Source organism: Segeticoccus sp. (assembly GCF_035708005.1).
In genome coordinates, this window is record NZ_DASSTI010000175.1 from 18,902 (window position 1) to 30,569 (window position 11,668).

Annotated in this window: 9 protein-coding genes; 8 read left to right on the plus strand and 1 reads right to left on the minus strand. The window is 70.7% G+C overall.

All coding sequences use genetic code 11. The features are described from left to right. Window positions 1-319: 319 nt before the first annotated feature. The 7 genes from VFL99_RS16765 (at window position 320) to VFL99_RS16795 (ending at window position 8,943) form a co-directional block, all read left to right on the plus strand. On the plus strand, window positions 320-1,720 hold the full coding sequence (locus tag VFL99_RS16765) for a sensor histidine kinase (RefSeq protein WP_325107501.1): 1,401 nt from the start codon (window positions 320-322) through the stop codon (window positions 1,718-1,720). Beyond that, on the plus strand, window positions 1,717-2,403 hold the full coding sequence (locus VFL99_RS16770; RefSeq protein ID WP_325107502.1) for a response regulator transcription factor: 687 nt from the start codon (window positions 1,717-1,719) through the stop codon (window positions 2,401-2,403). The genes VFL99_RS16765 and VFL99_RS16770 overlap by 4 nt, the downstream gene beginning before the upstream one ends. Before the next feature lie 142 nt (window positions 2,404-2,545). Beyond that, complete coding sequence (locus VFL99_RS16775) at window positions 2,546-3,427, plus strand: ABC transporter ATP-binding protein (RefSeq protein WP_325107503.1); 882 nt, start codon at window positions 2,546-2,548, stop codon at window positions 3,425-3,427. Beyond that, window positions 3,424-4,647 carry an ABC transporter permease gene (locus tag VFL99_RS16780; protein ID WP_325107504.1) on the plus strand — a complete coding sequence of 408 codons (1,224 nt, stop codon included), beginning with the start codon at window positions 3,424-3,426 and terminating at the stop codon, window positions 4,645-4,647. The genes VFL99_RS16775 and VFL99_RS16780 overlap by 4 nt, the downstream gene beginning before the upstream one ends. 60 nt (window positions 4,648-4,707) lie before the next feature. Further along, window positions 4,708-5,541 carry an HAD family hydrolase gene (locus tag VFL99_RS16785; protein ID WP_325107510.1) on the plus strand — a complete coding sequence of 278 codons (834 nt, stop codon included), beginning with the start codon at window positions 4,708-4,710 and terminating at the stop codon, window positions 5,539-5,541. Between the two features lie 362 nt (window positions 5,542-5,903). Continuing rightward, entirely contained in the window at window positions 5,904-7,298 is a 1,395-nt protein-coding gene (locus VFL99_RS16790; protein WP_325107505.1) for an MFS transporter, read from the plus strand. 250 nt (window positions 7,299-7,548) lie between these two features. After that, a complete protein-coding gene (locus VFL99_RS16795) occupies window positions 7,549-8,943 on the plus strand; it encodes an MFS transporter (RefSeq protein WP_325107506.1) in 1,395 nt (464 codons plus the stop codon). Between the two features lie 99 nt (window positions 8,944-9,042). Here the strand turns inward: VFL99_RS16795 and VFL99_RS16800 are convergent, their stop codons facing one another. After that, on the minus strand, window positions 9,043-10,296 hold the full coding sequence (locus tag VFL99_RS16800; RefSeq protein WP_325107507.1) for an aspartate aminotransferase family protein: 1,254 nt from the start codon (window positions 10,294-10,296) through the stop codon (window positions 9,043-9,045). A gap of 224 nt (window positions 10,297-10,520) precedes the next feature. On the opposite strand from VFL99_RS16800, the gene VFL99_RS16805 reads away from it, so the two are divergent. Next, on the plus strand, window positions 10,521-11,668 hold a 1,148-nt coding region (locus tag VFL99_RS16805), incomplete at its 3' end, for an aldehyde dehydrogenase family protein (protein WP_462283441.1).

Here is an 11,668-nt window from a genome sequence, read left to right on the forward strand (position 1 = left end):
GTGACGCGGATCCGGAGGGAGGCGGCGACGTTCTTCACGCATGCGGGGATCACGCGGATGGCTCGGCCGGCGGCGACGACGTTCTTCACGCCAGCGTGGGAACCGCTGCCGCCGAGCAGGCGTCTGACCGGCATGAACCGCAGCATGGCCGCGGCGAGCCTGCTGGCCGGGGCATCGAGGGCGCGGACCCGAGCCGGGCGGGTCCTCACCGGTGGCGACCAGCTCTGGGTGGCCGGTCGCCACGGTGAGGGCCCTCCCTCGTGCGGGGGAGGCCGCGAGGGGGACGCCCGCACCGGGGCAGCCGCTTAGGCTGGGGCCCGTGCGACGCGGGGTGGCGGTGTGGGCGGAGGAGTTCTTCGCCCTCGACGACGACTGGGCGCGACGGCCCGGGCGCCGTGCCCGGCGCAACGACACGGTGATCGCCGTCCTGTTCCTCGCGTTCACCCTCGTCACGCTGGAGCTCGTCCGCAGCCTGGGGGTCATCGACGAGGTCCCCGTGCCGGTGCCGGTCGTCTACCTCCTCGTCGCGCTCGGCTGCCTGCTGATCGTCGTCCGGCGCCGGTGGCCGCTCGCGGTCGCGGTCCTCGGCTCGCTGCACTTCCTCGCGATCGGCCTGACCATGCCGGCGGTGATGGGACAGCTGCCGAGCCAGGCGCTGTACTTCTACCTGCTGTTCAGCGCCGCCGCCTGGGCGCGGGACCGCCGGCAGATGCTCATGGTGATGGCCGGGGTGCTGGTGCTTATGTTCGGCTGGCTCACCTGGCAGTTCGCCGTCGGCAGCGGCGTGGACCAGATCATCGAGACGCTGCGCAGCAAGTCCCAGCCGCAGGGCCTGTTCACGCCGGTCGTCGCGGGCGTCGTCTACAGCTTCCTCGTCAACGTCCTCTACTTCGGCGGCGCGGTGCTCGGCGGCCAGGTTGCGTGGCGCGGCGCCCGCCAGCGGGCCCGGTTGACCGAGCAGGCGGCCACCATCGAGCAGCAGACCGACGAGCTGCGCGAGCACGCCGTCGTCGAGGAGCGACTGCGGATCGCGCGCGAGCTGCACGACGTCGTGGCCCACCACGTGTCGGTCATGGGCGTGCAGGCCGCCGCGGCGCGGCGGGTCCTCAGCAAGAACCAACAGGCCGCCGAGGGTGCCCTCGCCGAGGTCGAGGAGTCGGCCCGGCAGGCGGTCGGCGAGATGCGCGCCCTCCTCGGCACGCTGCGTCGCGACGGGCGCCCCTCCTCCAGCGAAAGTCGTTCTCCCGAACCGGGAGTCGGCGACCTGCCGCGCCTCGTCGAGCAGGTGCGCTCCGCCCAGCTGGACGTGTCGTGGTCCTGCGTGGAGGACGTCGACGGCGCGGCGGCCCAGGTGCCGGCACCGATCGGGCTCTCGCTCTACCGCACCGTCCAGGAAGCGCTCGCGAACGTGCGCCGCCACTCCACCGCCACCCGCGCCAGCGTCGTGCTGCGCGTCCAGGCCCAGCCCGGTCCCGGCGCGAAGCGGTATGCCGAGGTGGAAGTGCTCGACGACGGTCACCCCCGCGGCAACACCTCGGGCACGGGTCTGGGACTGCTCGGGATGCGCGAGCGGGTCACCCACCTCGGCGGCACCAGTGAGATCGGCCCGCGGATCACGGGCGGGTTCCGGGTGCGGGTGCGGCTGCCGCTGGACGGCACCGTCACCGAGGCCGAGCCGTCGCGCCCGGTCGAGGCGCAGCACCCGGCGGGTGTCGCGTGAGCGGTGCGGGGCAGCCGCTGCGGGTGGTCGTGGTCGACGACCAGCAGCTCGTGCGCTCGGGGTTCGCCCTCATGCTCTCCGTCGAGGACGACATCGAGGTCGTCGGGGAGGCCGCGGACGGTCGGCAGGCGGTCGAGGCGGTCGAGCGGCTGCGCCCGGACGTGGCCCTCATGGACGTGCAGATGCCGGTCCTCGACGGCATCGAGGCCACCCGCGAGATCGTCGGCCGCGACCTGGCGAAGGTCATCATCCTCACCACGTTCGACCGGGACGACTACGTCTTCGACGGCCTGCAGGCGGGGGCCAGCGGCTTCCTGCTCAAGAACGCCGGGCCCGAGCGACTCGTCGAGGCCGTCCGCGCCGTCGGCCTCGGCCACGCCCTGCTCGCCCCGGAGGTCACCCGCCGGGTGATCGCCCAGATGACCCAGACGCCTGCCCCCACCCCGCCGCCGAGGAGCACCGAGCGCGCACGCGAGCTGGCGCGGCTGACCCCCCGCGAACGGGAGGTGCTCACCCTGCTCGCGCGCGGCCTGAGCAACGCCGAGATCGCCCGCGAGCTGTTCCTCGGCGAGGCGACCGTCAAGACCCACGTCTCGAACTGCCTGACCAAGCTGGGGCTGCGCGACCGGGTGCGGGCCGTCGTGTTCGCCTACGAGGCGGGCCTCATCCTGCCGGGGGAGTAGCCCGGCCACCAGGCCTGCCCCCCTTTCCTCGCGGCCGGCCGGCTCCCCCTCCAGGTTCCGTCCCGGGACGGATCCGCCGGCCCCCTGGGCCCGCCTAGCGTGGGCGCTGCCCGCCGGTCGTGAGGACGAGGAGGAACCGGACGTGTTCGAGGTGCAGGACCTGACCAGGAGTTTCGGGGACCATCTGGCGGTCGACCACGTGACGTTCGCGGTCCCGGCCGGCGGGCTCACCGGCTTCGTCGGCGGCAACGGCGCCGGCAAGACCACGACGATGCGGATGATGATGGGCATCCTCCAGCCGGACGCCGGCGAGGTCCGCTGGCAGGGGGCTCCGGTGACCCGGGGCGTGCAGCGGCTGTTCGGCTACCTGCCCGAGGAGCGCGGGCTCTACCCCAAGCAGAAGGTGCTCGACCAGCTCGTCTACCTCGGCCGGCTGCACGGCCTGTCGGCGGCAGCCGCGAAGCGCTCGGCGATGGGCTACCTCGAGCGCTTCCACCTCGTCGACCGGGCCGGGGACAAGCTGGAGTCGCTGTCGCTGGGCAACCAGCAGCGGGTGCAGGTCGCGGCGGCGGTGCTCAACGAGCCGGTCGCCCTCCTGCTGGACGAGCCGTTCTCGGGGCTGGACCCCGAGGCGGTGGACTCGATGGTCGACCTGCTGCGCGAGGAGGCGGCCCGCGGTGTGCCGGTGCTGTTCTCCTCCCACCAGCTCGACCTCGTCGACCGGCTCTGCGACCGGTTGGTGATCCTCAGCCACGGCCGGGTCGTGGCCGCCGGCAGCTCGGGGGAGCTGCGCGGGCGCGGCCGGCTGCTGTACCGCCTGGTCCTCGGCGGTGACGCCGGCTGGGTGCGGGGGATGAACGGGGTGCACGTCGTCGACGTCGACGGCTCGGTGGCTCTGCTGGAGCTGCTCGAGACGGACGCGGCCGACCGGCTCCTCGCCGAGGCGCTGCGCCGCGGCAGCGTGCGCGAGCTGGCCGAACAGCGGCCGTCGTTGGGAGAGATCTACCGGGAGGTGACGGCGTGAGCGCCGAGCTGGAGGCCGTGGACACCCAGGCCGGGTCGACGCGCCGCGAGGGCCGCGAGTCACCGTGGGTGGTCGTCCTGTCCCGGGAGGTGATGGTCAAGCTGACCGACAAGACCTTCATCCTGTCCACCGCGTTCACCCTGGTCCTGCTGGTCGGGGTGCTCGGGGTGCAGGCGTTCCTCGCCGGCCGCTCGCACGACGTGACCCTGGGCGTCGCCGGGCAGCAGGCTACGTCGGTGGCGCACCAGGTCGACCGGCTGACGGCCCAGCGGGACGAGGCGATGACCGTGGAGGTGCGGCGGTCCGGCAGCGTCGCGGCCGTGGAGCAGGCGGTGCGCGACGGCGACGTCGACGCCGGCCTCGTCCACGACGGCAGCGGGTGGCGCCTGATCGGCAAGAGCGGCAAGGACGACAAGCTCGCCGGTGCGGTGAACGACGTCGTGCAGCAGGACGTGCTGCAACGAGCGGCCGACCGGGCCGGCACCACGGTCGCGGCCCTCAAGGCCGGCAGCGACGTGCGCTACGACCTGCTGAGCGTCGACGCCAACCGGGCCGGCTTCGCCAAGGCGGTCGGCTTCGCCCTCGCGATGCTGTTCTACATGGCGGCGATCGGCTTCGGGATGATGATCGCCGGAAGCGTCGTGGAGGAGAAGCAGTCCCGGGTCGTGGAGATCCTCGTCACGGCGATCCCGGTGCGGCAGCTGCTGTTCGGCAAGGTTGTCGGCAACACCCTGCTCGCCATGGCGCAGATGGCCTTGTTCGTCGGCGTGGGACTGGTGGGGCTGACGTTCACCGACTACGCGAAGTTCCTGACCGCGATCTCGACGCCGGTCGTGTGGTTCGTGATGTTCTTCGTCGCCGGATTCGTTGCGCTGGCGTGCATCTGGGCGGTGGCCGGCTCGCTGGCCACCCGGCACGAGGACCTGCAGGCCACGACCACGCCGCTGACCATGTGCCTCGTCATCGCCTTCATCGCCGGCCTGTCGCTGGAGGGCGTGGGCCAGGTGGTGGCCTCCTACGTCCCCGTGGTCTCGACCATCGTCATGCCGATGCGCCTGCTGCAGGGCACGGCCGCGTGGTGGGAACCGGTGCTGGCGCTGCTGGTCACGGCCGCGTTCGCCGTCGTCACGGTCACCCTGGGTGAGCGCCTCTACCGCCGGTCGCTGCTGCAGACCCAGGGCCGGATGACCTACCGGCAGGCCCTGCGCGCCGCGGACTGACGACCGCTCACATAGGGTTCCTCCGTGGAAGCGGACACCGAGGAGAGCGCCGCAGCGACGGTGACGGAGGCACGCGGGGCGACCGGCGCGGCATACCGCGACGGTGCCTTCCTCGTGGCACTGGACGTGGACGGCACGACGATCCACCACGACGGCACCATGTCCCCGCGCGTGCGCGACGCGGTCCGCGCGGTGGCGCGCGCCGGTCACCACATCGTGATCGCGACCGGCCGCTCCGTGATCGCCACCCTGCCGGTGATCAGCGAACTCGGGCTGAAGCACGGGTATGCCGTGTGCTCCAACGGCGCGATCACGCTGCAGTTGGACAGTGGGTTGCCGGGGGGCTACGAGATCCTCGAGACGGTGACGTTCGACCCGGCGCCCGCGCTCAACCTGCTGCGCGGGTCGTGGCCGGACGCGGTGGTCGCCGTGGAGGAGGTCGGCGTCGGCTTCAAGCTGAGCGCACCCTTCCCCGACGGCGAGCTGCAGGGCACGTTGCGGGTGGTGCCGTGGGAGGAGCTGGTGTCCGCCCCGGCGACCCGTGTGACCTTCCGCAGCCCCAGCGGGACGAGTGAGGACTTCCTCGAGCTGGTCGAGCGGATCGGGCTGCACGGGGTGAACTACGCCGTCGGCTTCACCGCCTGGCTGGACATCAACCCCGAAGGGGTGTCCAAGGGGACGGCCCTCGAGCAGGTGCGCCGGCGCCTCGGCGTCGAGCCGTCGTCGACCGTGGCGGTCGGCGACCAGCGCAACGACCTCGAGATGCTGCGGTGGGCGGCGCGCGGTGTCGCGATGGGCCAGGCGCCGGTCGAGGTGCAGGACGTCGCCGACGAGGTGACGCTCGACGTCGACGAGGACGGCCTGGTGCCGGTGTTGCGTTCGCTGCTGGTGTGAGGACGGCTGTTTGACCTGAGCACGCAAGCCCCGTACGGTCGGGGACTCGTTGCGGGCGGACGGAGGCCGGCGCTGGGTGGCGTGTGCTCGGCATACCGCTGGGTGCCGCGCGCGCCTCGTGTGCGGGGGGCTAGGCACCTCCCGCCCGAGTGTGTAGTGTGGCAGATTGTCGACAAACCTACGATCTGGGACCACCGGCAGCCTGGGCAGCGCGGAGTTCGACCTCGTCGCCTCGGCCACCGGCGCACTGAGCCGGGGTCTGCCTCGGTGTCAACAAGGACAGCGGCGACGTTGCAGGAGCCGCGAGATCAGTCAGGACCGTGGCCTGTCCCGGGCGCGGTCGCACTCAGGAGGACACGCGCATGGGAGCAAGCCATACCGAGCCGGCGCCGGGGGCCATTCCGAAGGACGGGGAGGTCCCGAACAGCCTGCTGAGGCGGGCCGTCGGCGCTGCGGCGATCGGCAACGCCACGGAGTGGTACGACTACGGCGTCTACGCCTACGTGGCGACCGAGATCGGGAAGAACTTCTTCCCGGGCGAGTACTCGACGCTGGGGACGCTGCTGGTGTTCGCGGTGTCCTTCGTGCTGCGCCCGTTGGGCGGCGTCTTCTGGGGGCCGCTGGGCGACCGCCTCGGCCGCAACAGGGTCATGGCGATGACCATCATCCTGATGTCGTTGGGAACGTTCCTCATCGGCGTCATCCCGAGCTACGACTCGATCGGCGTCTGGGCCCCCATCCTGTTGGTGGTCCTGCGCGTCGTGCAGGGCTTCTCGACCGGTGGCGAGTACGGCGGCGCCGCCACCTTCATGGCGGAGTACGCGCCGGACAAGAAGCGCGGATTCTGGGGCTCCTTCCTGGAGTTCGGCACGCTGGCCGGATTCACGCTCGGGCTCGTCATCACGCTGGTACTGCGTGCCTCGATCAGTGCGGGCGCCATGGACTCGTGGGGCTGGCGGATTCCGTTCCTGCTCGGCCTGCCGCTGGGCCTGATCGGGCTGTACCTGCGGAGCCGGATGGAGGACACCCCGGTCTTTCGTGAGCTGCAGGAGAAGGAGGAGGTCGAATCCGGTTCCGGGGCCGCGCTCAAGGACCTCTTCAAGCAGTACTGGCGCCCGATCATGCGCCTGTTCGGCCTCGTGATCGCGCTGAACGTGGCGAACTACACGCTGCTTGCGTACATGCCGACGTACCTGCAGGACCAGGTGGGCATGAGCGCCAAGGCGTCCGAGACGCTGCTCATCATCAGCCAGCTGATCATGATGGCGATGATCTGGATGGCGGGGGCGCTCTCGGATCGCATCGGCCGCAAGAACTGCTGGTGGATCTCGCTCGGTGGGCTGTTCGTCCTCGCCACGCCCTGCTTCTGGCTCATCCAGCAGGGATTCGTCTGGGGTGTCATCGGTTTCACCATCATGGGGCTCATCTACCTGCTGCAGCTGGGCACCATCTCGGCGACGTTCCCGGCGATGTTCCCCACCCACGTCCGCTACGCGGGCATGGCGATCGGCTACAACGTCGCCACGGCGGCGTTCGGTGGCACCGCGGCACCGGTCAACGAGGCGCTGGTCAAGGCGACGGGCAACGACCTGATGCCGGCGTTCTACATGATGGCCGCGATGGTCGTCGGCATGATCGCGCTCGTGAAGGTCCCCGAGACCGTGGGCCGCTCGATCCGCGGCCGGCACGTGCCGGGCACGCACGCCGAGGAGGAGAAGCGCTTCACCCTGCCGGATGCCCAGCCCGTCGAGGGCTGAGGGAGGCGATCGGGGCGCCGCGACGGCGACCTCGACGATCGAGCGGGTCGTCACCCATGCCGGGTGGCGGCCCGCTCCTCGTGTGCTGCCGGTTGGCAGGCAGCACCGGTCGTCACTACCGTGGCAACTGCCGAGACAAGGCGACGATCCGAGACGCGCCGACCCCTGGGGCCTGCGGATCCTCCATCCGCGGTTGCACGGCCGCCGGCACACCGACGGGCATCGCCCAGTGGTCGTGAGGAGGACGCGCATGGGAGCAAGCCAAGCCGAGCCGACGCCGGGAGCCATCCCCCAGGACGGGGAGGTGTCCACCAGTGTCCTGAGGCGGGCGGTCGGCGCCTCGATGATCGGCAACGCCACCGAGTGGTACGACTACGGCGTCTACGCCTACCTCGTGGCCGAGCTGAGCCACAACTTCTTCCCCGGCAAGTACTCCACGCTGGCGACCCTGCTCGTGTATGCCGTGTCGTTCGTGCTGCGCCCCCTCGGCGGGATCATCTGGGGCCCCCTCGGCGACCGGATCGGGCGCAACAAGGTCATGTCGATGACCATCATCCTGATGGCCCTCGGCACGTTCTTCGTCGGCGTCATCCCGAGTTATGCCTCGATCGGGATCTGGGCGCCGGTCCTGCTGGTGTTCCTGCGCGTGGTGCAGGGCTTCTCCACAGGAGGGGAGTACGGCGGCGCCGCGACCTTCATGGCCGAGTACGCCCCCGACACGAAGCGAGGCTTCTGGGGCTCGTTCCTGGAGTTCGGCACGCTGGCCGGGTTCAGTGGTGGCCTGATCATCACGTTGATCCTTCGATCCGCGCTGAGTGACGCAGCCATGACCTCGTGGGGCTGGCGCATCCCGTTCCTCATCGGGCTACCGCTCGGACTGGTCGGGCTGTACCTGCGGACCCGGATGGAGGACACCCCGGTCTTCCGTGAGCTGCAGGAGAAGGAGGAGGTCGAGTCCGGCGCCGGCACGGCGTTGAGGGACCTCTTCCGGGACTACTGGCGTCCGATCATGCGGCTGTTCGGCCTGGTCGTCGCCCTCAACATCGCCGACTACACGCTGCTGACCTACATGCCGACCTACATGCAGCAGACGATCGGGCTCACGGCACAGAACGCTGAGATCGTCGTGCTCATCGGCCAGTTGGTCATGATGGCGCTCATCTGGATCGCCGGCTCCCTGTCCGACCGGGTGGGTCGCAAGCCCATGTGGTGGTTCTCGCTGATCGGCGTGTTCGTCGTCGTGATCCCCTGCTTCTGGCTCATCGGACGTGGTTTCGGTTGGGCCATGCTGGGATTCACCGTGATGGGGCTGATCTTCCTGCCGCAGCTGGGCACCATCTCGGCGACCTTCCCGGCGATGTTCCCGGCCCACGTGCGCTACGCCGGGATGGCGATCAGCTACAACGTCGCCACAGCGGCGTTCGGCGGGACCGTGGCCGTCGTCGACGAGGCCCTGGTCAAGGCGACCGGAAACGACCTGATGCCGGCCTTCTACATGATGGCCGCGATGGTCGTCGGCATGATCGCCCTCATCAAGGTCCCCGAGACCAAGGGCCGTTCCATCCGCGGCCGGCACGTCCCCGGCACCCACGCCGAGGAGGAACGACGCCTCGGCATGCCGCACGCGGAGCCCGCCGGGGGCTGAGCCGAGGCCACGCCGAAGGGGCCGTCACCCAGTCCGGGCGGCGGCCCCTTCCGCTGCGCTGGGAGGTGAGCTCCCGGCATACCCGCTCGGGTGGCGCGGTCAGGAGGTGACGGCGGCGACCGCCTCGCCCCAGATCCGGGCGGCCTCGTTGACCTGGTCGCTGTCGAGCACGAGCGCCGGGATGAACCGGACGACCTCTCCCCAGGGACCGCAGGTGAGCAGCAGCAGGCCGCGCCGGGCGGCCTCCTGCTGCGCGGCCGAGGCGGTCTTGCCGTCCGGGTTGCCGTCGGCGTCGCGGAACTCGTTGCCGATCAGCAGGCCGAGCCCGCGCACGTCGGTGATCTGCGGGTGGTCGGCGGCGACCTTCGCCAGCGCGTCCTTGAGCTCGGCGCCGCGGGCCGCGGAGTTCTCGACGAGCTTCTCCTCCTCGATGACGTCCAGCGTCGCGATGGCTGCGGCGCAGGCGACGGCGTTGGCGCCGTAGGTGCCGCCCTGTGAGCCCGGCCACGCCTTGGCCATGAGCTCCGAGGAGGCCGCGATGCCGGAGAGCGGGAAGCCGCTGGCCAGCCCCTTGGCGGTGACGAGCACGTCCGGCTTCAGGTCGAAGTGGTCCTCGCCCCAGAACTTGCCGGTCCGGCCCCAGCCGGTCTGCACCTCGTCGACGACGAGCTGGATGCCGTACTGGTCCGCGCGCTCGCGCAGGCCCGCGAAGAACCGGGTGTTCCCCGGCACGTAGCCGCCCTCGCCGAGCACCGGCTCCACGAAGAACGCGGCGGTGTCGTTCGGCGCGGACAGCGTCTGCAGCAGGTAGTCGAGCTCCTTGAGCGCGAAGTCGGTGGCCTGCTCGACCGACCAGCCGTAGTGCGTCGGGTTCGGGAACGGCGCCACGTGCACCCCGGCCATGAGCGGTGCGAACCCCGAGCGGAACTTGGTGCCCGAGGAGGTCAGCGATGCCGCGGCGACCGTGCGGCCGTGGAAGCCGCCGTGGAAGGTGATGATGTTGGGTCGCCCGGTCGCCTGCCGCACCAGCCGCAGCGCGGCCTCGATCGCCTCCGAGCCGGAGTTGGCGAAGAACATCCGGTCCAGGCCCTCCGGCAGCACCTCACCGAGCCGGTCGACGAGCGTGAGCAGCGGCCGGTGCATCACGGTCGTGTACTGCCCGTGGATCAGCGTGGCGACCTGCTTCTGCGCCGCCTCGACGATCTTGGGGTGGCAGTGACCGGTGCTGGTCACCCCGATGCCCGCGGTGAAGTCGAGATAACGCCGGTCGTCCTCGTCGTACAGGTAGACACCCTCGCCGCGCGCAGCGACGACGCCGGTGGCCTGCTTGAGGATCGCGGACAGCTGGGCCATGGAAACTCCTCTGGTAGATTGTCGACAATCAGCCTAGGAACGCCACCGGGTCGCCGTCAACGCAGGCTCACGTGCTGGTATGCCGTGTGCGTGGGTAGCGTGGGAACGACCCCTCATCGTCCGTGAAATCGTCCGAGATCGTCACGAAGGAGACGCCGATGACTTCCACCACGACTTCCGCCAGTGGGCGCTCGAGCACGCAGCAGGCGGTCAAGGGTGGCTCGATCACGCCGGCCCGCGAGCAGAAGGTCGTCGAGGCGGTGCCCAAGGGACTGTTCATCGGGGGGACGTGGGTGGACGCCGAGGGTGGGGCGACCTTCGAAGTACACGACCCCTCGACCGGGGCGGTCCTGTGCACGGTCGCCGATGCCACGCCGGCCGACGGGCGGCGGGCCCTGGAGGCGGCGGTCGCCGCCCAGGAGTCGTTCGCCGCGGTGCCGCCGCGCCAGCGCGCCGACATGCTGATGCGCGCCTTCGAGCTGCTGCACGAGCGCATCGAGGACCTCGCGCTGCTGATGACCCTGGAGATGGGCAAGCCGCTGGCCGACTCACGCGGGGAGATCGCCTACGCCGCGGAGTTCTTCCGGCACTTCGCCGAGGAAGCGGTGCGGATCCGCGGCAACTACCAGACGGCGCCGGCCGGTGGGGCGCGGTTCCTGGTCACCCGCCAGCCGGTGGGCCCCTGCATCCTGATCACGCCGTGGAACTTCCCGATGGCGATGGGCACGCGCAAGATCGGCCCAGCGATCGCGGCCGGATGCACGATGGTGATGAAGCCGGCGTCCCAGACGCCGCTGTCGATGCTCGCGCTCGCGCAGATCCTCGAGCAGTCGGGGCTGCCGGGCGGCGTGCTGAACGTGATCACCTCGTCCTCGTCGGGCAAGACGATGGAGCCGCTGATCCGCGACCCGCGCGCCCGCAAGCTGTCGTTCACGGGCTCCACCGAGGTCGGCCGGATGCTGCTCGAGCAGGCTTCTGAGCAGATCCTCAAGGTGTCGATGGAATTGGGCGGCAACGCGCCGTTCCTGATCTTCGAGGACGCCGACCTCGACGCCGCCGTCGAGGGCGCGCTGCTCGCGAAGATGCGCAACATCGGTGAGGCGTGCACTGCGGCCAACCGCTTCCACGTGGCCGAGCCGGTCGCGCGAGAGTTCGCCGACCGCCTTGCCGAGCGCATGAGCGGATTGAAGGTCGGTCGCGGCACCGAGCAGGACGTGAAGGTCGGCCCGCTGATCAACCAGGACGCGGTCGACAAGGTCAGCGAGCTGGTGGAGGACGCCCGCGACAAGGGCGCAAAGGTGGTCGTGGGCGGCCACGCCCGCGAGGGCCGCGGCTACTTCTACGAGCCCACCGTCATCACCGGCGTGGCCAA

What these genes read in the sequence shown, in the direction of transcription:
- VFL99_RS16790 (WP_325107505.1), top strand. Translation starts at nt 5,904, where the DNA reads ATGGGAGCAAGCCATACCGAGCCGGCGCCGGGGGCCATTCCGAAGGAC.
- VFL99_RS16795 (WP_325107506.1), top strand. Translation starts at nt 7,549, where the DNA reads ATGGGAGCAAGCCAAGCCGAGCCGACGCCGGGAGCCATCCCCCAGGAC.
- VFL99_RS16800 (WP_325107507.1), bottom strand. Translation starts at nt 10,296, where the DNA reads ATGGCCCAGCTGTCCGCGATCCTCAAGCAGGCCACCGGCGTCGTCGCT.